This is a genomic window from Microbacterium ureisolvens, assembly GCF_019511645.1.
GTDB lineage: Bacteria > Actinomycetota > Actinomycetes > Actinomycetales > Microbacteriaceae > Microbacterium > Microbacterium ureisolvens_A.
The window spans coordinates 771,436-793,602 of record NZ_JAEUAX010000001.1 but is presented as its reverse complement, the minus strand read 5'-3'; the positions used below and the strand labels follow the sequence as shown (position 1 = coordinate 793,602).

Below are 22,167 nucleotides of genomic sequence, written 5' to 3'. Positions count from 1 at the left end.
CCATGGCGGACCTGATCGCGAAGCTGACGGCCTGGGCGCTGTCCCTCCGGCCGGTGCGCGTCTGGTTCCACTATCTCGAACGCCGCGGTCCCATGCTCTCCGACAGCATCACGTACCGGTCGCTCTTCTCGGTGTTCGCGGGCGTCCTGCTCGGCTTCTCGTTCGCCTCGATCTGGCTCGCCGACAACCCCGCTGCGTGGCAGTCGCTGATCGATGCGGTGGATGCTGCGATCCCGGGCCTGCTCGGTACAGGAGACGACGGCCTCATCGACGTCTCCACGATCGAGGCTCCGGCCGGTCTCACGGTCGCCGGCATCATCGCGCTCGTGGGTCTGGTCGGCGCGGCGATCGGCGCCATCGGGTCGCTGCGCGTCGCGTTGCGCTCGCTCGCCGACAAGGTGCACGACGACGTGTTTTGGATCTGGGTGATCCTGCGCAACCTGCTGCTCGCCATCGCGATCGGCGGCGGGTTCGTGCTGACGGCCGGGGCGACCTTCGTCGGCACGACGTTCGTCGGGGCAGCGCTCGACTGGATGGGGGTCAGCCACAGCGGCCTGGCCGACTTCGTCACCCGCAGCGTCTCGATCGTCGTCGTGTTCCTGCTCGACATGGCCATCGTGGCGGTCGCGTTCGTCTCGCTCAGCGGGGTCAAGGCGCACGCCGCGTCCCTCTGGTCGGGCGCGCTGATCGGAGCGATCGGGCTGACGGTGCTGCAGCAGCTGTCGTCGTTGTTCGTCGCCGGCGCCGGATCCAACCCCCTCCTCGCGTCGTTCGCGTCGCTCATCGCACTGCTGCTGTGGCTGAACCTCTCGGCGCAGGTCATCCTCCTCGCGTCGACGTGGATCATCGTGAGCGAACGGCAGCGCGTCGACCGCGTGCGGGAGCGCTTCGGGTCCCCGACGTTCGCTCTGCGGCGCGTGCGTCAGGCGGAGGATGCGGTGCGGGTGGCCACCGAAGAGCTCGAGCACGCGCGCGCCGACGCGGAGCGCGAGAAATCATGAGCGAGCGCGTTCCCACCTACACCGCCGAACAGGTTCGCGCGGCGGAACGGCCCCTGCTCGAGGCCGGCGTCCCGCTGATGCGGCGTGCCGCCGGAGCCCTCGCCGACGTCGTTCGTGCGGAGCTCGCCACGCCCGAGACCGTCGTCACCATGACCGGCGTCCTCGAACCGGTGATCCGCGAGACACCGCTCGCGCTGAGGCCCCGCGTGCTCGTGCTCGCGGGGTCGGGCGACAACGGCGGCGACGCCCTCTACGCCGCGGCGCACCTCTCCCGCATCGCCGACGTCGACGCGCTGCTCGTCTCGGAGCGCTTCCACGTCACCGCACTGGCCACCGCAGTGGCCGCAGGAGTCCGCCGCGTCGACCTCCCCGAGGTCGACGACGCCGTGCGCCACTACGCGCTGGTCGTCGACGGCATCCTCGGCATCGGGGCCTCGACCGACCCTTCCCTGCGCGGCCGCGCCCGCGGCGCGGTCACGGCGATACGCGACGACCTCCGCAGAGGCGGACGGATGCCGCGGGTCATCGCCGTCGACATCCCCAGTGGTCTTCATCCCGACACCGGCGTGGCCGACGACGCGGTGCTCACCGCATCCGTCACCGTCACGTTCGGCGCGGTCAAGAGCGGACTCGTCACCGGGCGCGGACCCGACCTCGCCGGCGACATCGTCCTCGTCGACATCGGCCTCGGTCCGGCGCTGGCCTCCGTAGATCCGGTGGGCGCAGCATCCGTCTCCCGGATCGTGACGGCGCCGGCCGACTGATGTGACCGACCCCGGCGGCGACTATTCGTCGTGGTCGCCGTTGTGCCCGGGGAAGCCGGGGGAGTCCTTGTGGTGTCCCCACGCCTTGCCGTTGCCGTTGCCGTTGCCGGGGCCGCCCCGCTCGGCGTGGTCGCCGTTGCTGCCGGGGAAGTCCGGCGAATCCTTGTGATGGCCCCACGCGTTGCCCTTGCCGGATCCACCGGGCGAGTCATCCGGTGCGACGATGCTCGTCGCGGGCAGAACCCGCGCGAGCGGCACCCCCGACGCGACCGCCGGCACGACGATCGCGGCCGCGGCGGCGACGGCGATCACGGCACCCGTGACGAGCAGCTTCGCCGAACCCATGACGCACCTCGATCTCCCCAGGCAGAGGCAGCCGGTGCGGGGAGCGTACCACCGCGCCACCGCTGGGCGAAGAGCCTCAGCGCGCGTAGCGCTCGACGAAGGTGCGCAGCATGCGGCTCGGGTGCGAGACGGCGGCGCGCCGCACCGCGGCGAGGGTGACCTCGAGCTCGTCGGCCGCGAAGTAGCCATAGCCGGCGTACGCGTGGATGCGCGTGGTGATGCCCTCGACGTCGAGCTCGGGGTGGAACTGCGTCGCATACACGTTCTCGCCGACGCGGAACATCTGCACCGGGCACGTGGGCGACGACGCCAGCAGCGTCGCCGACGCGGGCAGGTGCGTGATGGCCTCCTTGTGTCCGACGAACGCGTCGAACGTGGGCGGCATCTCGGCGAGCAGGGGGTCGGATGCCCCGGCCTCGGTCAACGTCACGGGTACGACGCTGATCGGCTCGGAGTAGGTGCGGTCGATCACCGCACCCTGGTGCGCGCCGAGCGTGCCCACGCCGTAGCAGGCGCCGAGGAACGGGAAGTCGCGCGCGACCACCTCGTCGAGGAGGATGCCGAACTCCTGCTCGACCCGGCGCTGCGTCGGCGACTTCTTGTCGAGCGGGTCGGACGCGTTGAACGGGCCGCCGCCCACGAAGATCCCCGACACCTCGCCGAGGTCGATTCGCGGCATCGGCTCCGCTTCGAGCCGCACCCGGATGAGCTCGTCGGGGGAGAGCCCGGTGTACCGCAGGAAGAGCGCGTACTCCTCGTCGGCGGGCACGTCCTCCGCTCGGGTCGCAAGGAGGACGAACGGCTTCACCGCACCAGCCTACGGCGGGAACACGGATGCCTCGGCCCGGCGCAGTGCGCCGGGCCGAGGCATCCGTCATCCCTTTACCTGCCGAACTGGTGCGTCCACGTCGACACCGCACCCGCGGCGACCGCGAAGCCGGCCTTCGGAACCGCCGTCACGCGCACCTCGGAGCCCGCGGGCACCTTGACCAGCGGCTTCTCGGCCTTCACGCCGTTGACGTAGTAGTCGAACGACGGGTCGGGCGTGACGGCGACGTGGTCGGAGTTCGAACCCTTCGGGTCGGTGAACTTCGGCGCGCCGGGCGTGGCCGCCGTCGTGAGCACGGGCACGTTCGCGAAGTCCATGTCGCTCGCGAAGTAGTAGCTCGTGTAGGACGGCTGGTTGTAGGTGGTGTTCTGACGGGCCACCTCGGCGCGGTACTGCACGTCGTGCATGAGCGTCGCCAGCTTGTGCGTCGTCAGCTCCGTGCTCGTGTAGATGCGCAGCGCGCTCGAGTCGGCCGTGCGCACGAGCAGCTCCTCGCGCCAGTCGCCGAGCACATCGGCCACGAGCGACGGGTTGCCCTTCGTGCCGTTGTTCGTGCGCGTGCCGTCGGCCGTGACCACGGTGCCGCGGGTCCAGTCCTTGATGGTCGGCGTGACCTCGAGGGCGCCGTCGACGATCTGGGTGGTCATGTCGGCGGCCCAGCGGATCGACTGGTTGGTTCCGGGAGTGGATGCCGCCAGCGGCACGTTCGTCGCGCTCAGCAGGCCCGAGCCCTCGGTGCCGCCCGGCATGCTCGCCCACACCTCGAGCCCCGGCACATCGGCGCGCACGTCGCCGATCATGCTGCGCCCCGTGTCGCGGCCCGAGTAGGCGCCGAAGAGGACTTCGCCGGTCGCGGCGTCGCGCAGGGCCGAGCCGTACGGCGCGAAGGTCGCGCCCTCGTGCGCCGTCCAGATCTCGAGACCCGGGCGGTTCGGATCGATGTCGGTGACGTGCATGGCGTCGCCGTGACCGAGGCGCACGTTCTGGCCCGGCGCCGCGCTGCCGGCGGGCAGCACGTCGAACGAGCTGTACAGCAGCCCGCCGTCGTCGTCGAGCGTCGCCGATCCGTAGACGATCTCGTGCTTGCCGTCGCCGTCGACGTCGGCCGCGCTCAGCGAGTGGAAGCCCTGCGTCGTGATGGAGCCGTACACCGGGTCGGTGCCGTCGCGGCCGTGCGGGCCGTCGTTGAACGGGTTCGTCATCGGCACGTGACCGCTGTCGATCGCCCACCTCGTGGTGAGGTGCTCGCCGTCCCAGTCGTACGCGTTGACGGTCGTGCGCGTGTAGTAGCCGCGCGCGAACACCGCCGACGGGTGCGTGCCGTCGAGGTATGCGACGCCCGCGAGGAAGCGGTCGACCCGGTTGCCCGGCTCGATGCGGGCCATCGCGTAGTCGCCCCACAGCAGGCCGTCGTCGTCGCGTCCCGGCTCGTAACGCACGGTCTCGAGCTCTTCGCCCGTGGCCGAGTCGAATACCGTGAGGTACTCCGGCCCGTCGACGATGAAGCCCTCGAACGTGGTGAGGTCGTTGCGCGCGCTGCGTGCGGGCGCGTATGTCGTGATGAAGTAGTCCGCGAGCTCGGTCGCCGATGCCGTCGACAGCGGGTACTCGTGCGCCACCGGGATGCCGAACGCCTGCTCCAGCGTCGCCGGCCAGCGGCCCGCGACCACCTCGGGGTGCTCCGCCCAGCCCTCGAACATCTCGATGAGGTGCTGCCGGTAGTCCGCGGCGCTCATCCGGTAGTCGTCGCTCGCCGTGTATCCGGCGGCGAGGTCCTCGGCGAGCATGGTGATGCCGGCCTGGGAGGCGACCGAGCCGTCGGCGTTGTAGCGGATCGACTTCGTGCCGGGTGCCGTCTTCAGCATCGTCTCGGACCGGCCGTCGCCGTCGAAGTCGTAGACCATGAACTGCGTGTAGTGGGCGCCCGCGCGGATGTTCACGCCGAGGTCGATGCGGTTCAGCAGCGTGCCGTCGAGCTCGTACGTGTCGATGTAGACGGGGCCGGTGTACCCCTTCTGCGACACGTCCTTCGAGTTCGACGGATCCCACTTCACGACGAACTCGTACGCGCCATCGCCGTCGACGTCGGCGACCGACGCGTCGTTCGCCGAGTAGGTGTACTTCTCTCCTTCGGGGAACAGCACGCTCCGGGGTGCGACGCCGTCGGCCGGCTTCTGCAGCGGCAGATCGTAGAACCCGTCGCTCCACACCGAGACGGGTGCGGACCGCTCGCCGGTCACGTCGTGCCAGGCGGGGGCGACCGTGTAGACGGATGCTGCGGACCCGCCCGCGTCCGCATAGTTCGTGCTGTCGTCGACCGTGGCGATGCGCTCGCCGTCACGGAACACCGCGAACGACGGGCCGCTCACGCCCGTCTCGGTGGCGGGGCCCGCCTCGGTCGCGAGCAGGCGCCAGCTGAGGAACACGCCCTCGTCGGTCGACACGGCGACGAGGCCGCGGTCGAGCGCTTCGAGCTGCGCGCCCGCGGGGGACGCCTGCTCGGCCAGCGCGGGCTGCGCCAGTCCGAGCGCGAGTGCGCACGCGGCCGAGCCGGCCACGAGCGCGCGGACAGAGGTGCTGCGGAGATTCATCGTCGAATCGCTCTCCCGAGGTTGCGGTCCGCGTGGGACGGACCTTCGTCGTCGATTACCTAGGAATACGTTTTCCCGGTCGTGAGTCAATCAGCCGTGCGCGTTCGGGTCAACCGTTCGAGCGAAGAAATTGGAACGATTTAATGTGCACCGACCGGCTAGGCAGGATCGACGGATGCCTCGACCCGGCGCAAGGCGCCGGGTCGAGGCATCCGTCGATCCGAGCTCAGGAGGCGTACGTGACGAGCCCGAGCTCCACCGGCGAGACGAGCTGTGCGTGCGCGGGCCGCACGCGGACGGTGTAGCCGAACGTGCCGGTGACGCTGAGCGGGAGCTTGCCGCTGAACACCGTCGCGCCGTCCGCGGCGGACGCGCCGGGGGAGAGGCGGTACACCGAGTGGTCGCGCGACAGCGCGTCGTCCTCGTTCGTGGTGCCGTACAGCAGTTCGACCGCCACGTCGTCGGGCGAGAGGCCGTCGAGGCGCACGTCGGCGCGCACCTCGAGCGTGTCGCCGGCCTGCGCCTGCTGGGGGATGCCGGAGCTGTCGACACTGGCGATCGAGACGCGGTTCCACGCCTCTCGCACGCGACCGACGAACGCAGCCACCTCACGCGCCTCGAGGAACTCATTCGCCTGGAGCGCCACGTCGTGCGCCGCCGCCGGCACATACAGGCGCTCGACGTAGTCGCGCACCATGCGGTCGCTCGTCGCCTTCTTGCCGAGCTCGGTCATGGTGTGGCGCACCATCGCGAGCCAGCGCAGCGGAATGCCGCCCTCGCGGTCGTAGAAGCGCGGCACCAGCTGGTGCTCGATGAGGTCGTAGAGGGCCGCCGCCTCGGCATCGTCGCGCTCCTCGTCGTTCGAGGCGGTGTCGGCCGTCGGGATCGCCCAGCCGTTCTCGCCGTCGTACCACTCGTCCCACCACCCGTCGAGGATCGACAGGTTGAGGGCGCCGTTGAGCGCGGCCTTCATGCCGCTCGTGCCGCAGGCCTCGAGCGGGCGCAGCGGGTTGTTGAGCCACACGTCGCAGCCGGGGTAGAGGTCCTTGGCGAGCGTGATGTCGTAGTCCGGCAGGAACACGATGCGCCCGCGCACCTTCGGGTCGCGGCTGAAGCGCACGAGCTGCTGGATCAGGATCTTGCCTGAGTCGTCGGCCGGGTGGGACTTGCCGCCGATCACGATCTGCACCGGGCGCTCGGGGTCGGTCAGCAGGCGCGTCAGGCGCTCGGGGTCGCGCAGCATGAGTGTGAGGCGCTTGTACGTCGGCACGCGCCGCGCGAAGCCGATGGTCAGCACCTCCGGGTCGAGCAGATCCTCCACCCACGACGGTGTGTGGCCGTTGGAGACGGATGCTGCGACCCGCCGCCGAGCCTCGGCGACGAGCTCGCCCTTCATCTGCTGACGCACGCCCCAGAGCTCGGCGTCAGAGACGACGGAGCGGTCGGTCCAGTCGTGCGTGTCGGTGTGCGCGTCGCCCCACGCTCGCTCGCTCACAGCCTTGAGGGCCGGATGCACCCAGGTCGGAGCGTGCACGCCGTTGGTGATCGACGTGATCGGCACCTCGTCGGAGTCGACGCCCGGCCACAGCATGCCGAACATGCCGCGGCTCACCTCGCCGTGGAGCACCGAGACACCGTTGGCGTGCTGGCCGAGGTGCAGGCCGAGCACCGCCATGTTGAAGACGCCCTGGTCGCCGCCGTCCCACGTCTCAAGGCCGAGCGAGATCGCGCGGCCCGCGTCGAGGCCCTGGAAGAGGCCGCTCGAGAGGAAGTCGGCGATGAGGTCGCGGGGGAACCGGTCGATGCCCGCGGGCACCGGGGTGTGGGTCGTGAAGACCGTGCCCGCGCGCACCTGCGCGAGGGCCTCGTCGAAGCTCAGGCCGTCGGACGTGATGAGCTCGGACATGCGCTCGAGTCCCTGGAACCCGGCATGGCCCTCGTTCGTGTGGTACACGTCGGGCGTCGGACGCCCGGTGAGCTCCGACCACGCGCGCACCGCGCGTACGCCGCCCACGCCGAGGAGCAGCTCCTGCAGGAGGCGATGCTCGCCGCCGCCGCCGTACAGGCGGTCGGTGACGCGGCGCATCTCGTCGGTGTTGGAGGGTGTCTCGGAGTCGAGCAGCAGCAGCGGGATGCGGCCGATGTCTGCCACCCACACGCGGGCGTGCAGACACCGGTCGCCCGGGAGGTCGAGCGCGATCTCGACCGGCGCGCCCTCGCGGTCCCGCAGCAGCGCGAGGCCGAGGCCGTACGGGTCGAGGAGCGGATAGCTCTCGCGCTGCCAGCCGTCGTCGCCGATGGACTGGCGGAAGTAACCGGCGCGGTAGAAGAGGCCGACGCCCGTGAGTGGCACACCGAGGTCGGATGCGCTCTTGAGGTGGTCGCCGGCGAGGATGCCGAGGCCCCCGGAGTACTGCGGGAGAGATCCGTCGACACCGAACTCGGGGGAGAAGTAGGCGATGTGCACCGGCTTGCCGCCCTCGAGCTGCTGGAACCAGCGGTCGCCTTCGAGGTAGGCGGTGAGGCGCTCGTCCTCCTCCCGCACGCGGGCGACGAACTCTTCATCGAGCGCGAGCTCGTCGAGGCGATCCTGGCCCAGTGCTCCCAGCATCCGCGCCGGGTTCGCGCCGATCTCGTCCCACAGTGCGGGATCCATCGAGGCGAACAGCGCGTGCGTCGCGCGGCTCCACGACCAGCGCCAGTTGGAGGCGAGGCGGTCGAGCGGGGCGAGGGATTCGGCGAGGACGGGGCGGACGGTGAACGTTCGGATGGCCTTCACGCACGCGATTCTAGAGGCAGAAGCTGGAAGCGCTTGCACCGCTTTGCGGGTGAACAACTGCCGCAGTGACACGATGTGACTGGAATCGCAAGGGAGCGGCCGGCGTCGGGTGCCGGGGCTACTCTGGCGCTATGGCAATCGCACGACTGCACGGCGGACCCCTCGACGGACAGATCATCCCGCTCGACCCCACCGTCTCCGACTCGTACATCGTCCCCTACGGCGAGGGGCAGCTCGTCTACCGCCGCGAGGGCGACGAGACCCATACGGGTGCCCAGGACGGCCCGACCGAGACCCGTTTCGTCTATGTCGAGGCCACCGAAGACATCGACCCGAATCCGGACGGTCGTGACGACTGAGGATGGGTCATCCAGCGTCGAGGTCGAGCTGAAGTTCGACGTCGACGAAGCCACGCCGCTGCCCGACTGGTCGGCGCTTCCCGGTGTGGCGGGCGTCGGCGAACCCGAGGCGCGTCAGCTCGACGCGATCTACCTCGACAGCGACGACCTCGCCCTGGCGCATGCCGGCTACGCGGTGCGCCGCCGCACCGGCGGCCCCGACGAGGGCTGGCACATCAAGGGCCCCCGCGGAGCCGACGGTGGCCGGGTGGAGCGGCACTGGCCGATCAGCGCTGTCGAGGAGATGCCCGATGGTGTGGCCGACGCGGTCTCGAAGATCGCGCGCGCGTCGGACTTGGCGCCGATCGCGCGCATCCGCAACAACCGCATCGCCTACGCGCTGCAGGACGAGCACGGCGGTGTCGTCGCGGAGTTCGTGGACGACCACGTGTCGGCCACGGACGAGCGCGCCGGAGTGGACCGCTCCTGGCGGGAGTGGGAGTTCGAGCTCGGGCCCGCCGCCCCTGCCGCTGCCGACGAGCGCGACGCGCTGCTCGCGGCTGCCGAGGCCGCGGTGCATGCCGCAGGCGGCCGGGCGGCGGCATCCGATTCCAAGCTCGCCCGCACCCTCGGCGCCTGAGCGTACGAGAACGCCCCGGACCTTCCAGAAGGTCCGGGGCGTTCTCGTGTCAGCCGATCAGAGGTTGATCATGTGGCCGGCGAGGCCGTGGAAGGCCTCCTGCACGGCCTCCGACAGCGTCGGGTGCGTGTGGACGTTGCGGGCCGCCTCGAGGGCGGTGAGGTCCCACTTCTGCGCGAGCGTGAGCTCGGGAAGGAGCTCCGAGACGTCGGGACCGATGAGGTGCCCGCCGAGAAGCTCGAGGTGCTCGCCGTCGGCGATGAGCTTGACGAAGCCGATGGGCTCGCCGAGGCCGTTCGCCTTGCCGTTGGCCGAGAACGGGAACTTCGCGACCTTGACGTCGTAGCCGGCGTCGCGCGCCTGCTGCTCGGTCAGGCCGAACGAGGCGACCTGCGGGGAGCAGAACGTCGCGCGCGGCATCATGCGGTAGTCGCCCAGCGTCATGGTCTCGGCCTTGCCGATGGTCTCGGCGGCCACGACGCCCTGCGCCTCGGCCACGTGGGCCAGCTGCAGCTTCGCGGTGACATCGCCGATCGCGTAGATGTGCGGCACGTTGGTGCGCATGTGGTCGTCGATGTCGATCGCGCCGCGGTCGGTGAGCTTCACGCCGGTGTTCTCGAGACCGAAGCCCTCGACATTGGCGGCGAACCCGATCGACATCATGACCTTGTCCGCGTCGATCGAGCCCTGGGTGCCGTCCTTGGCGGTATAGGTGACGGTGACCTTGTCGCCCTGGTCGGTGACGGTCTCGACCTTGGTGGACGTCAGGATGTCGACGCCGTAGTTCTTGTACTGGCGGGCGATCTCCTTCGAGACGTCGGCGTCCTCGTTGGGGAGGGCGCGGTCGAGGAACTCGATGATCGTGACCTTCACGCCGTAGTTCACCATCACGAAGGCGAACTCCATGCCGATGGCGCCGGCGCCGACGATGACGATCGACTGCGGGAGGTCGCGCGCGAGGATCTGCTCCTCGTACGTCACGATGTTGCCGCCGATCTGCACGCCCGGGAGCAGACGCACCTTGGAGCCGGTCGAGATGATGGCGTTGTCGAACGTGACGCGCTCGCTGGTGCCGTCGGCCTTCGTGACGTCGATGGTGTTGGCGTCGACGAACGACCCGCGACCCTCGTACTCGTCGACCTTGTTCTTCTTCATCAGGTAGTGGATGCCCTTGACGTGGGTGTCGGCAACCTTGCGGCTGCGGTCCCACGCGACGCCGAAGTCGAAGTGCACGTCACCCGAGATGCCGAACAGGTCGGCCTTGTGGTGGAACTGGTGCGCGAGGTCGGCGTTCTTGAGCAGAGCCTTCGAGGGGATGCAGCCGACGTTGAGGCACACACCGCCCCAGTACTTCTCTTCGATGATGGCGACCTTGAGGCCGAGCTGCGAAGCGCGGACGGCTGCGACGTAGCCGCCGGGCCCCGCGCCGAGGATGGCGACGTCGTAATGAGGCATGGTCTCAAGCCTATCGGTCGGCGGGGGGCTCGGAGTCGGGCTGCGGGGTACCGGCGGCGGGGGTGGCCGAGCCACCGGCGAGGGCCTTCTCACGGCGCGAGCGCGAGACCAGGAGATAGACGACGGCGCCGATGAGCGCGAGGGCGAGCACGCCCGCGATGACCCACGGGAGGACCGTCGAGCCCGCGTCCGACGCGGGCTCGCTCGTGACCGCCGGCATGGGCGTCGCAGACTCGGTGGGCGCCACGGTCTCGGTGGGCGCCGGGGACGCGGTCCCGGTCGGAGTGGGCTCCGCAGCCCCGGCGATCGTGAACGTGAACTCGCCCGAGATGGGATGCCCGTCGCTCGAGACGACCTTCCACAGAACCTGCACGGCACCGGATGCGGCGCCCGCGAGCGGCTGGGTGAGCACGTTGTCTTGGACGGTCGGTGTGCCACCAGTGAGCGACGCGCCCGCAGCATCCGTCACCTCCACGACCGATGCGCCTTCGTCGTCGGCGATCTCGGCGCTGAACGTGAGCGTCAGCTGCGCCGGCAGGGCGTCGAGGGTGCTGCCGGCCGCCGGATCGCTGCCGAGCAGCTCGTCGTGCGCGTGGGCGGGAGATGCCGTCGCCAGTGTCGCTCCGACGGTCACGAGCAGTGCGGCCAGGAGCGCCCAGGCGCGCGCGTGCAGGGGCTTGTGAATTGTGTGTGACATCACCCGATCGACCCTATCCGGCACTTTGATCCGGACCCTGTGAGGTCTAGCCTGGCGATTGGCGGGAGAACCTGCCCGCCCGAGCCCCCGGTGACGGAAGGATGGCGGCAGATGGACCAGATGATGATGGGCGCCATGTCGAAGGACATGATGTCGATGCCCGGCATGCAGGCGATGGACATGTCGGTCATGCAGGCCTGTATGGACGCCTGCTCGGCCTGCGAGCAGGCATGTACGGTGTGCTCCACGCAGATGATGGACTGCGCTCCCGCGTGCATGAACTGCGCGGACATGTGCAACACGATGATGCGCTCGATGATGCGCATGCAGGGCATGGACTCCGCCAGCATGATGGCGATGCTCGACGCCTGCATCGCGATGTGCCAGAAGTGCATGGACGACTGCATGCGGCACGCCGACATGAGCGAGGTCTGCAAGATGTGTGCTCAGTCGTGCCAGGCCTGCATGGACGCGTGCATGGCCATGAAGAACATGATGATGGCGATGAGCTGAGGCTCGTCGCTTTCTCTTTGCTTCTCGCGGCTCGGCGCGCCGGCAGCTCAGTCTGTCGAGGTGTCAGCCGCGGAGGACGTTGAACCGCGCGCCGCCGACGGCGAGCACGTGGTAGCGCTCGTGGATCGCAACCGGCGTGCCGGGCGTCGCGGCGGCGGCAGCTCCGGAGCCGTTCCAGAGCGCGACCGGGGACCAGTCGGCGAGCGTGCGGACGATCACGAAGCCCGAGCGCTCGTCGGAGGCCTCGACGATCGCATCCGCCCAGTCCGACGGCGTCGCCGAGGCGAGGCGCGCCTGGATCAGGTGCAGCGCGTGCCCGGGTGCGAACGAGGAGCAGGTGTCACCGTGGTCGCACATGCACGCCGCAGCCTCACGCACCTCGAGGGGCGGGATGTGGCTGTGCGGGCTCGACACGGTGGTCTCCTTCTGGTTAACGGTTCGTTGCCGGTCCTGCCAGGGTAGGAGGGCGGCCCCGTCCTCGGCATCCCGGGCGACACGCGGCGAAACATTGCGGCAACCGGGAACGTCCTCTTCCGAGCGGAGGGCGATCGGATAGGCTGACGAGACAGAGGAGGAAACCGTGGAGCACGACCGCCGACCCGATCAGGGCGACATCCGCCGGGCCGCAGGGTCCGACGCACACGAGTCCGACCGCGCGTCCGACACGACGCAGACATTCGGCCACGACTCCGACCTGTCGTTCGTGCCCTTCGGCAGCGAGCTCGGCGAGGCCGAGCTCGACGCGATCGACGCGCTCCCGTCCGGCGCCGCCCTGCTGCTGGTCCGTTCCGGACCCACCGCGGGGGCCCGCTACCTGCTCGATGCCGACGTCACCACGGTGGGGCGGCATCCCGAAGCCGACATCTTCTTCGACGACGTCACCGTCTCGCGCCGCCATGCGGAGATCAACCGCACCGGCACCGCGTTCGAACTCGTCGACCAGCGCTCGCTGAACGGCACCTACGTCAACGGCGAACGGGTCGACAGGGCCGTTCTCACCAACGGTGCCGAGGTGCGCGTCGGAAAGTTCCGACTGAACTTCTTCGTCTCACCGGCTGACCTCTCCAGGGCGACGGGGGCCTGATGCCCGCGGCTTCCGCCCGTGACAGGGCGTCGTCCGCGGGTCTTCTCAGCATCGGTCAGGTCCTCGCGCGTCTGTCGCCCGAGTTCCCGTCCCTCACCTCCAGCAAGCTGCGCTTCCTCGAGGTCCAGGGGATCGTGACGCCTCTGCGCACCGAATCCGGCTACCGCAAGTTCTCGCAGGACGACCTCGAGCGACTGCGGCTCGCGCTCACGCTGCAGCGCGACCACTACCTGCCGCTGTCGGTCATCCGCGACTACCTCGAGGACGTCGACGCCGGACGCGACCCGGCCACTCCGATCGCGGTGCCGCCGCCGTCGATCGTGCCGGCTCCTCGCCGCTATCGCCGCGACGAGCTGCTGTCGGCCGCGGGGGCCGCGCCGCAGCTGCTCAACGACGCCATCAGCACGGGCATCCTCGTGGGGGCCGAGTCGTACACCGAGCAGTCGGTGACGCTGCTGCGCGCCCTCGTCGCGCTCGACCGGCACGGCATCGAGCCGCGCCACGTGCGCGCCCTGCGCCAGAGCGCCGAACGCGATGTGGCGCTCGTCGAGTCGGCCCTCGCCCCCTTGCTTCGACGGACGGATGCCGCATCCCGCGGCCGCGCCGGAGAACTCGCGCCCGAGCTCACGCGGCGTCTCGACGACGTGCGTGCGATCTTCGTGCGGGCGGCGCTCGACCGCATGCTGGCGTAGGACATCTCCCTCGCGCGGCGGCTGCCGCCGGCCGGGCTGCGCGACACGCCGACCCCCGAACGCCGGATGTCGTTGCCGCGAGGGGGAGGCTGATCTAGCGTGGAACTATTCGATCCGGAGGGGGGACGAGCATGACCGGAGACGCTGCTCCTGGCGAGCCGTTCAGTGCAGAACTCCTCTTCACCGACGGTCTTCCGGCGATGGACGACGAGGTCGGCTATCGCGGCGCCGCGGCGGCGAAGGCCGCCGGCATCACCTACCGCCAGCTCGACTACTGGGCCCGCACCGAGCTCGTCGAGCCGACGGTCCGCGGTGCCAGCGGATCAGGCTCGCAGCGGCTCTACGGCTTCCGCGACATCCTCGTGCTGAAGCTCGTCAAGCGCCTGCTCGACACCGGCATCTCGCTCCAGCAGATCCGCACGGCCGTCGACCAGCTCCGCGCCGCCGGGATCCGCGACCTCGCCGGAACGACCCTCATGAGCGACGGGGCATCCGTCTATCTCTGCACGTCGAACGACGAAGTCATCGATCTCGTCAGCCGCGGTCAGGGCGTCTTCGGCATCGCTGTCGGCAAGGTGCTGCGGGAGGTCGAGTCGGAGCTCCTCGAGTTCGAGGTCGAGAAGCCCGACCCGATGGACGAGCTCGCGGTGCGCCGCGCCGCCCGCACCGCTTAGGCGCCGCGCGGCCCGCTCCGCCTCCGTCAGTCAGTTCAGCGCCGACCGCACCCGCTCCCGCACGCCCGTCGTGGCTGTGAGCGCCTGATCGAGATCAGCGACGAGGTCGGCGGGATCCTCCAGCCCGATCGAGAGGCGCACGAGCGCGTCCGACGGCTTGGCGGCACTGGCGACGGGCCGATGGGTGAGAGCTGCGGGGTGCTGGATGAGCGAATCGACGCTGCCGAGCGACACCGCGTGAGTGAACAGCCGGACGGACGCCGTCACAGCGGCGGCCGCGTCGAACCCGCCGGCGAGCTCGATCGCGATCATCGCGCCGGGTCCGCTCTGCTGACTGCCGACGAGACCTCGAGGATCGCTGTCCGCGAATCCCGGGAAGTGCACGCGCGCGACTTCGGCCCGGGTGGTGAGCCATTCGGCGACGACGCGCGCACCATCCTGCTGCGCTCGCATGCGAACGGGCAGTGTCGCCAGACCCCGGTGCAGGAGGTACGCGGCGAGCGGGTGCATGATCGCGCCGGTGATGGCGCGGGTGCGGCGCAGCGCCGCGGCGAGTCGGGCGTCGCACGCCACGACGCCGCCCACGACATCGCCGTGGCCGCCGAGGTACTTGGTCGCACTGTGCAGTGAGAGCGCGGCGCCGAGGTCGAGGGGGTGCTGCAGCACGGGCGTGGCGAAGGTGTTGTCGACGAGCACGGGCACGTCGCCCGAGGCGGCGACCACCCGGCGGATGTCGACGAGTTCGAGCGTCGGGTTCGCCGGCGTCTCGAGCACGACGAGCGCGGTGTCGTCCCGCAGTGCGGCGGCGACGTCGGCGGGGGAGCAGAACGTGGTCTCGACGCCGAGCAGCCCCGACGCGAGCAGGTGATCCGTGCCGCCGTAGAGCGGGCGCACGGCCACGACGTGGCGCTTGGCCGACTCGTTTGTCAATGCGAGCAGCACCGCGGTGATCGCGGCCATGCCGGACGAGAACGCCACTGCCTCTTCGGCGTGCTCCAGGCGCGCGAGAGCCTCTTCGAAGCGTGCGACCGTCGGGTTCCACAGTCGCGCGTACACGTTCGACCCACCCTCGAACGGGTGGCCGCCGGTGGCGAGCACCTCGTACGACATGCCGCCGAGCTCGATGCCGGGGAGCGGATTGGTCGACGAGAGGTCGAGGGGGAGGGCGTGCACGCCCAGGCTCGCGAGATCGTCGCGGCCGGCGTGCACGGCAAGGCTGTCAGGGTGCAGCGTCATCGATGCCATGGCGATATGGTCAGCGAATTCACGACGAATGGCAAGTCGAGCTCACCCGCACATGCACAAGTAGCGCAATGTGCTCATCGGGTGAGCAAAGTGGTCACCCGCAGGATGCTGCGGTCGCAGCATCCGTCATATCAAGCGCGGGAGTCCTCGGGGACCGGGATGCGACCGGTGCGCATGATGCGGTCGAGCAGGGAGTCGAAGTCGGCGGCGAGCTCCTGAGCGGAGTCACCGGGCCAGATGTGGAGCGGCTTCGCAGCGCCCTGCGCCTGCTGGAGCGACGTGCGTTCGGGCAGCTGCGGGCTGAGGACCAGGGGTCCGAACATGTCGCGGAGCTCCTTGATGCGGAACTGGTGCTCGATCGACTGCGGGCGGACGCGGTTGACCACGATGCCCAGCGGCTGCAGGCGGGGGGAGAGGCCGCGGCGGATCTCTTCGATCGCGCGCAGGGCGCGGTCGGCAGCGGCGACGGAGAAGAGTCCCGGCTCGGTCACGACGATGACGCGGTCCGAGGCCGCCCATGCGGTGCGTGTGAGGGCGTTGAGCGACGGTGCGCAGTCGATGAGCACGAGATCGTAGTCGGCCTCGATCGTGGCGAGGGCCTCTTCGAGCTTCCAGACATCGCGGACGCTCGGGTGGGGGCCGTCGAAGTTGATGGCGGACGGGCTGCCGATCATGACGTCGATCGTGCCCGGGTGCACCTTCGCCCATCCGCTGGAGGTGATGGCCTGGCGGACCGTCTTCTCCTTGGGATTGGCGAGGACATCGGCGACATTCAGGCGGCCGGCCACCTGGATGTCCATGCCCGTCGAGACGTCGGACTGCGGGTCGAGGTCGACGACGAGCGTGCGGACTCCGCGGGCGAAAGCCGCCGACGCGAGTCCGAGAGTCACGGTCGTCTTGCCGACGCCACCCTTGAGCGAGCTGACGGATAGGACGTGCACAAGCCACCACGTTACCGTCCCCTAGGCTGAGAGCACACTCAGCCCGTTATCCGGGCTCCGCCTGCGCCGCCGCACACGGAGGTCTCATGTTCCGCAAGATCCTGGTCGCGAACCGAGGCGAGATCGCCATCCGGGCATTCCGGGCCGCCTACGAGCTCGGGGCGCGCACCGTCGCGGTGTTCCCCTTCGAGGACCGCGGCTCGCTGCACCGCCAGAAGGCGGACGAGTCGTACGAGATCGGCGAGAAGGGCCATCCGGTCCGCGCCTACCTCGACGTCGACGAGATCATCCGGGTCGCGCTGGCGGCCGGCGCCGACGCGATCTACCCGGGCTACGGGTTCCTGTCGGAGAACCCCGAGCTGGCCGAGAAGGCGGCCGCGAACGGCATCGCCTTCATCGGGCCGCCCTCGAAGGTGCTCGAGATGGCCGGCAACAAGGTCACCGCGAAGCAGCACGCGATCGCCGCCGGCGTCCCGGTGCTGCGCTCCACCGACGCGTCCGACGACGTCGACGCGCTGCTCGCCCAGGCCGACGAGATCGGGTTCCCGATCTTCGTCAAGGCGGTCGCGGGCGGCGGTGGGCGAGGGATGCGGCGGGTCGAGCGCAAGGAGGAGCTCGCGCCCGCGCTGGCCGAGGCCATGCGGGAGGCCGGCAGCGCCTTCGGCGACGCACGCGTCTTCCTCGAGCAGGCGGTGCAGCGGCCGCGTCACGTGGAGGTGCAGATCCTCGCCGACAAGACCGGCGAGACGGTGCACCTGTTCGAGCGCGACTGCTCGGTGCAGCGCCGTCACCAGAAGGTGATCGAGATCGCCCCGGCGCCGAACCTCGACCCGGCCATCCGCGATGCCCTCCACGGCTACGCCGTCGCGTTCGCGCGGTCGATCGGCTACGAGAACGCCGGCACGGTCGAGTTCCTCCTCGAGACGGCCGGGCCTCGCACCGGCGAGGTCGTGTTCATCGAGATGAACCCGCGCATCCAGGTCGAGCACACCGTCACCGAGGAGGTGACCGACGTCGACCTCGTGCAGTCGCAGATCCGCATCGCGGCCGGCGAGGCGATCGCCGACCTCGGTCTCACGCAGGACCGCATCCAGCTGCGCGGAGCGGCCCTCCAGTGCCGCATCACGACAGAGGACCCGTCGCAGGGCTTCCGACCCGACACCGGGCGCATCACGACGTACCGGTCGCCGGGCGGCGCCGGCATCCGCCTCGACGGCGGCACGACCGCTGCGGGCTCGCAGATCAGCCCGCACTTCGACTCCATGCTCGCGAAGCTCACCTGCCGCGGCCGCGACTTCCCGGCCGCCGTCGCCCGCGCCCGCCGTGCCCTGGCGGAGTTCCGCATCCGAGGCGTCGCGACCAACATCCCGTTCCTGCGTGCCGTGCTCGACGACCCCGCCTTCGTGGCGGGCGACGTCAGTACCTCCTTCATCGACGAGCGGCCCCAGCTGCTCACGAGCAACCCCTCGCGGGACCGCGCGACGAAGCTGCTCGCGTGGCTCGGCGACGTGACCGTCAACCGTCCTTATGGAGAGAAGCCGCTGTCGGTCTCTCCCGGCAGCAAGCTTCCCGCGATCGACCTCGCTGCCGCACCGCCCGCCGGCACCCTCGACCGGCTGCGCGAGCTGGGCCCCGAGGGGTTCGCCCGAGCCCTGCGCGCGCAGAGCGCCCTCGCCGTCACCGAGACGACGTTCCGCGACGCCCACCAGTCGCTGCTCGCCACGCGCGTCCGCACGCGCGATCTCGTCCGCGTCGGCCCCCACGTCGCGCGCATGACGCCCCAGCTGCTGTCGGTCGAGGCATGGGGAGGAGCGACCTACGACGTCGCGCTCCGCTTCCTCGCCGAGGATCCGTGGGAGCGCCTCGAGGCGCTGCGCGCCGCGATGCCGAACATCCCGATCCAGATGCTGCTGCGCGGCCGCAACACCGTCGGCTATACGCCGCGCCCGGTGGAGGTGACGAACGCGTTCGTGAGCGAGGCGGCGGCGACGGGCGTCGACATCTTCCGCATCTTCGACGCGCTCAACGACGTGTCGCAGATGCGCCCGGCCATCGAGGCGGTCCGCGAGACCGGCACGGCGATCGCCGAGGTCGCGCTCTGCTACACCTCCGACCTTCTCGACCCGTCCGAGCGCCTCTACACACTCGACTACTACCTGCGCCTCGCGGAGCAGATCGTCCAGTCGGGCGCGCACATCCTCGCCATCAAAGACATGGCGGGCCTCGTGCGTCCCACGGCGGCGGCGAAGCTCGTCACGGCGCTGCGCGAGAACTTCGACCTGCCCGTGCACCTCCACACCCACGACACCGCAGGGGGTCAGCTCGCGACGCTCCTCGCGGCGAGTGCCGCGGGAGTGGACGCGGTGGATGCTGCGGCCGCGCCGATGTCGGGAACCACGAGCCAGCCGTCGCTTTCGGCGCTGGTGGCCGCGCTCGCCCACACCGACCGTGACACCGGACTCAGCCTGCAGGCGGTCAGCGACCTCGAGCCGTACTGGGAGGCGGTGCGCCACCTGTACCGTCCGTTCGAGTCCGCCCTCGCCTCGCCGACCGGACGCGTCTACCATCACGAGATCCCGGGCGGGCAGCTGTCCAACCTCCGCCAGCAGGCGATCGCCCTGGGTCTCGCGGACGACTTCGAGCTCATCGAGGACATGTACGCCGCGGCCGACCGCATCCTCGGTCGCATCCCCAAGGTGACTCCGTCCTCGAAGGTCGTGGGCGACCTCGCACTGGCGCTGGTCGCGGTGCGCGCCGACCCCGCCGACTTCGAGGCGAACCCGCAGAACTACGACATCCCCGACTCCGTCGTCGGCTTCATGGCGGGCGAGCTCGGGGATCTGCCGGGCGGCTGGCCCGAGCCGTTCCGCACGAAGGTGCTGGAGGGACGCACGATCTCGATCGAGATCCCGCCCCTCACCGCGGACGAGGAGAAGGGCCTCGCCGGCGACGCCGCGACGCGCCGGCGCACACTCAACCGGCTCCTGTTCCCCGGCCCGGCGCGGGAGTTCGAGAAGAACCGCGAGACGTTCGGCGACCTGGCCACGCTCGGCACTCCCGATTACCTCTACGGGCTCAAGCCGGGGGAGGAGCACATCGCCGAGATCGACCCCGGCGTGCAGCTCTACGTCGGACTCGAGGCCATCGGCGAGGCGGACGACAAGGGCATGCGGACGGTCATGACGACCCTCAACGGGCAGCTCCGGCCCGTGTTCGTGCGCGACCGGAGCATCAAGGTCGAGGCGCGCCAGGCCGAGAGGGCCGACACCTCGAAGCCGGGACAGGTCGCCGCTCCCTTCTCGGGCGTCGTCACCCTCAAGGCGAAGATCGGCGACACCGTCAAGGCCGGCCAGCCGGTCGCGTCGATCGAGGCCATGAAGATGGAGGCGGCCATCACCGCCCCCGTCGACGGCGTCGTGGAGCGCCTGGCGATCGCCGAGACCGCGCAGGTCGACGCGGGCGACCTTTTGGTCGTCATCCGTCCGGCGCAGTAGCCTGGAAGGCGGCAACCCGCCCGAAACGCCGTCTTTTCAGGAGAACTCCGCAGTGACGCCCGATCGCACCGAACACACGCCCGACGAGCCTGAGAACGGCGTGCTGTCCGACACCGGAAGCATCGACACGACCGGTCTCGGCATCCTGGGCGGTGCGACGGCGCAGGTGAACGTCGAGCTGCCGTCCGAATCCGACGACGACCTCGACGACGACGGCGTGATCGACGGCGAGGTGCCCTTCGTCATCGAGATCCCGGCCGACGCCGACCTTCCGGTGATCGAGGCCGCACCGATCGACGACGTCTCCACCGACACGACCGAGGCCGAGATCATCGAGAACGCGGCCGACCTCGAGGAGTGGACCGTCGAGGGCGAGGGCTTCGCCCCCGCGCCGGCGGCCGAGGACATCGCCGATGCCGAGCTCGTCGAGGTGATCGAGGCCGAGATCGAGGTCGGAGAAGCCGAGCACGTGATCGATCAGGCATCGGCAGAGCCGGAGGCAGAGTCGGAGCGTGTGGCCGAGGAGGCCGCGGCGGTCGACCCGACGGCGGTCGCCCAGGAGTTCGCCCCGGTCGCCGACGCAGCCGTCGCGGCAGAGCCGGAGGTCGTCGCCGAGGAGCCCGAGAGCGAGGACGCCGCCGAAGAGCGCGTGGCCGCCGAGTCCGCGCCCGTGGCACCCGCCGCGCCGGCGGTCGACGAACTCGCGATCGCCGACTTCGACGCCGTGGAATTCGAAGACGCCGACTTCGATGGCGAGTTCGATCCTGCGGAGTTCGACCTCGAGCTCGCCGACGACGGCGTGGAGTCCGCCCTGGCGGAGAACGCCGCAACGGGAGACGATGTCATCGCGACCGACGACACCGCGGAGGAGCCGATGAGCGCCAAGACCCCGGCCGACGACGAGAAGGCAGCCACGACCCCGGCGCCGGCCGCGCCGAAGTCGGCGCCCGCCCGCCCGTCCGTCCCGGCGGCGGCCGCCGCAGCGCGCACTGCCCCCGCGCCCACCACGCGCCGCGAGGCCAATCACACGGGTGCGCAGCCGGTGGTGGAGCGCTCCGCGGTCGAGCGTGCGCCGTTCCCGCGTGCGGACGTCGCCCTCACCTCGAAGCGCCTCGGCGAGTTCGAGGCCGACCGTGAGACCGCCGACCTGCTCACCGCCGATCGCCTGCTCGACCCGCACCAGGTGGTGCGCCCGGAACCCGAGGGCGCCTGGCAGCACTTCGTCTACTCGATCTCCGGAAAGCGCATCAATCTGGGCGACAGCAAGCGCGCGAAGGCCCGCAAAGAGCTCGATCGCCGCATCGCGGCGCCGCTCGCCGGCGGGGCCCGCTTCGTGCCCGTGCTCTCGCGCAAGGGCGGCGTCGGCAAGACGACCGTGACCACCCTGCTCGGCCAGGCGCTGGCCGACGCCCGCGACGACCGCGTGATCGCGATCGACGCCAATCCCGACCGTGGCACGCTCGCCGAGCGCATCACGCGCGACAGCGGCAAGACGGTGCGCGACCTCGTCCGCATGAGCCCCGAAGTCGTGGGATTCAACGACCTGTCCGGCATCGTGGCGCGCGACGAGACCCGCCTCGACGTCGTCGCCTCCGATACCGATCCGCGCGTCTCCGAAGCCTTCAACGACGCCGACTACCGGGATGTCGCGGCCCTTGCAGCCCACTACTACTCGGTCGTGCTCACCGACACGGGCACGGGCATCGTCCACTCCGTGATGGGCGCCACGCTCGATCTCGCCGACCAGATCGTGATCGTCGCCGGCCTCAGCGTCGACGAGGCACGTCTTGCGTCCGAGACGCTCACGTGGCTCGAGACCAACGGCTACGCCGACAAGGTGCGCAGCGCCGTCGTGGTGCTCAACAACGCGCGGCCGGGGCATCCGCTCGTTCAGCTCGATGAGCTGGAATCGCACTTCCGCACCCGGGTTCGGGCCGTGGTGCGTGTGCCGTACGACCCGCACATCGCGGCCGGCAGCGCCATCGTGTTCCGGGAGCTGCAGCCCGCGACGCGAGATGCGGCTCGACGGCTCGCCGCTACCGTGGTCGAGGGCCTGCGCTCCCTCGCGCCGGCGGCCTGAGGACT

The 22,167-nt window shown here is 70.3% G+C and carries 19 protein-coding genes; 10 read left to right on the top strand and 9 right to left on the bottom strand.

Annotation, left to right across the window (positions count from 1 at the left end; genetic code table 11):
• Positions 1–2: 2 nt before the first annotated feature.
• A complete protein-coding gene (locus tag JNB61_RS03790; RefSeq protein ID WP_220338761.1) occupies positions 3–1,001 on the top strand; it encodes a YihY/virulence factor BrkB family protein in 999 nt (332 codons plus the stop codon).
• Positions 998–1,765 carry an NAD(P)H-hydrate epimerase gene (locus JNB61_RS03785; RefSeq protein WP_220338760.1) on the top strand — a complete coding sequence of 256 codons (768 nt, stop codon included), beginning with the start codon at positions 998–1,000 and terminating at the stop codon, positions 1,763–1,765. The genes JNB61_RS03790 and JNB61_RS03785 overlap by 4 nt, the downstream gene beginning before the upstream one ends.
• A 21-nt stretch (positions 1,766–1,786) precedes the next feature.
• Here the strand turns inward: JNB61_RS03785 and JNB61_RS03780 are convergent, their stop codons facing one another.
• The 4 genes from JNB61_RS03780 to glgP all read right to left on the bottom strand — a co-directional run bounded on the left by JNB61_RS03780 (position 1,787) and on the right by glgP (position 8,309).
• A complete protein-coding gene (locus JNB61_RS03780) occupies positions 1,787–2,110 on the bottom strand; it encodes a hypothetical protein (RefSeq protein WP_220338759.1) in 324 nt (107 codons plus the stop codon).
• Between the two features lie 76 nt (positions 2,111–2,186).
• The gene (locus JNB61_RS03775; protein WP_220289306.1) at positions 2,187–2,918 is read right to left on the bottom strand and encodes a glutamine amidotransferase; all 732 of its coding nucleotides are present in this window, start codon (positions 2,916–2,918) and stop codon (positions 2,187–2,189) included.
• 74 nt (positions 2,919–2,992) lie between these two features.
• Positions 2,993–5,530 (bottom strand): rhamnogalacturonan lyase, encoded by a 2,538-nt coding sequence (locus tag JNB61_RS03770; protein ID WP_220338758.1) that lies wholly within the window; start codon positions 5,528–5,530, stop codon positions 2,993–2,995.
• Between the two features lie 226 nt (positions 5,531–5,756).
• A complete protein-coding gene (glgP, locus tag JNB61_RS03765) occupies positions 5,757–8,309 on the bottom strand; it encodes an alpha-glucan family phosphorylase (protein WP_220338757.1) in 2,553 nt (850 codons plus the stop codon).
• Positions 8,310–8,440: 131 nt separating this feature from the next.
• Between glgP and JNB61_RS03760 the strand changes: the two genes are divergently transcribed.
• Both JNB61_RS03760 and JNB61_RS03755 read left to right on the top strand, forming a co-directional pair.
• Positions 8,441–8,668, top strand: coding sequence for a response regulator (locus tag JNB61_RS03760; protein WP_159844715.1), 228 nt, complete (start codon positions 8,441–8,443; stop codon positions 8,666–8,668).
• Positions 8,658–9,287, top strand: a complete 630-nt coding sequence (locus JNB61_RS03755) for a CYTH domain-containing protein (protein ID WP_308291194.1) — start codon at positions 8,658–8,660, stop codon at positions 9,285–9,287. The genes JNB61_RS03760 and JNB61_RS03755 overlap by 11 nt, the downstream gene beginning before the upstream one ends.
• A gap of 57 nt (positions 9,288–9,344) precedes the next feature.
• On the opposite strand, the gene lpdA is transcribed toward JNB61_RS03755, so the two are convergent.
• Together lpdA and JNB61_RS03745 are read right to left on the bottom strand one after the other, a co-directional pair.
• On the bottom strand, positions 9,345–10,742 hold the full coding sequence (gene lpdA / locus JNB61_RS03750) for a dihydrolipoyl dehydrogenase (RefSeq protein ID WP_220338755.1): 1,398 nt from the start codon (positions 10,740–10,742) through the stop codon (positions 9,345–9,347).
• A gap of 10 nt (positions 10,743–10,752) precedes the next feature.
• A complete protein-coding gene (locus JNB61_RS03745) occupies positions 10,753–11,439 on the bottom strand; it encodes a copper resistance protein CopC (protein ID WP_220289312.1) in 687 nt (228 codons plus the stop codon).
• Positions 11,440–11,550: 111 nt separating this feature from the next.
• Between JNB61_RS03745 and JNB61_RS03740 the strand changes: the two genes are divergently transcribed.
• A complete protein-coding gene (locus tag JNB61_RS03740) occupies positions 11,551–11,952 on the top strand; it encodes a hypothetical protein (RefSeq protein WP_159844703.1) in 402 nt (133 codons plus the stop codon).
• A 63-nt stretch (positions 11,953–12,015) separates the two neighbouring features.
• On the opposite strand, the gene JNB61_RS03735 is transcribed toward JNB61_RS03740, so the two are convergent.
• Positions 12,016–12,366, bottom strand: coding sequence for a hypothetical protein (locus tag JNB61_RS03735; RefSeq protein WP_220289313.1), 351 nt, complete (start codon positions 12,364–12,366; stop codon positions 12,016–12,018).
• 166 nt (positions 12,367–12,532) lie between these two features.
• Here JNB61_RS03735 and JNB61_RS03730 point away from each other — a divergent pair, with 166 nt between their 5' ends.
• From JNB61_RS03730 to JNB61_RS03720, 3 genes are all read left to right on the top strand, one after another.
• The gene (locus JNB61_RS03730) at positions 12,533–13,036 is read left to right on the top strand and encodes an FHA domain-containing protein (protein WP_220289314.1); all 504 of its coding nucleotides are present in this window, start codon (positions 12,533–12,535) and stop codon (positions 13,034–13,036) included.
• Entirely contained in the window at positions 13,036–13,728 is a 693-nt protein-coding gene (gene ftsR / locus JNB61_RS03725) for a transcriptional regulator FtsR (RefSeq protein ID WP_159844695.1), read from the top strand. Before JNB61_RS03730 ends, ftsR begins: the two co-directional genes overlap by 1 nt.
• Before the next feature lie 131 nt (positions 13,729–13,859).
• A complete protein-coding gene (locus JNB61_RS03720) occupies positions 13,860–14,402 on the top strand; it encodes a MerR family transcriptional regulator (protein ID WP_159844692.1) in 543 nt (180 codons plus the stop codon).
• A 30-nt stretch (positions 14,403–14,432) separates the two neighbouring features.
• On the opposite strand, the gene JNB61_RS03715 is transcribed toward JNB61_RS03720, so the two are convergent.
• Together JNB61_RS03715 and JNB61_RS03710 are read right to left on the bottom strand one after the other, a co-directional pair.
• A complete protein-coding gene (locus JNB61_RS03715) occupies positions 14,433–15,647 on the bottom strand; it encodes a trans-sulfuration enzyme family protein (RefSeq protein WP_220338754.1) in 1,215 nt (404 codons plus the stop codon).
• Between the two features lie 131 nt (positions 15,648–15,778).
• The gene (locus JNB61_RS03710; RefSeq protein WP_116193705.1) at positions 15,779–16,588 is read right to left on the bottom strand and encodes a ParA family protein; all 810 of its coding nucleotides are present in this window, start codon (positions 16,586–16,588) and stop codon (positions 15,779–15,781) included.
• Between the two features lie 86 nt (positions 16,589–16,674).
• Here JNB61_RS03710 and JNB61_RS03705 point away from each other — a divergent pair, with 86 nt between their 5' ends.
• Positions 16,675–20,082, top strand: a complete 3,408-nt coding sequence (locus tag JNB61_RS03705) for a pyruvate carboxylase (protein WP_220338753.1) — start codon at positions 16,675–16,677, stop codon at positions 20,080–20,082.
• A gap of 52 nt (positions 20,083–20,134) precedes the next feature.
• Complete coding sequence (locus JNB61_RS20000; RefSeq protein WP_220338752.1) at positions 20,135–22,162, top strand: MinD/ParA family ATP-binding protein; 2,028 nt, start codon at positions 20,135–20,137, stop codon at positions 22,160–22,162.
• The last annotated feature ends 5 nt before the right edge of the window (positions 22,163–22,167 follow it).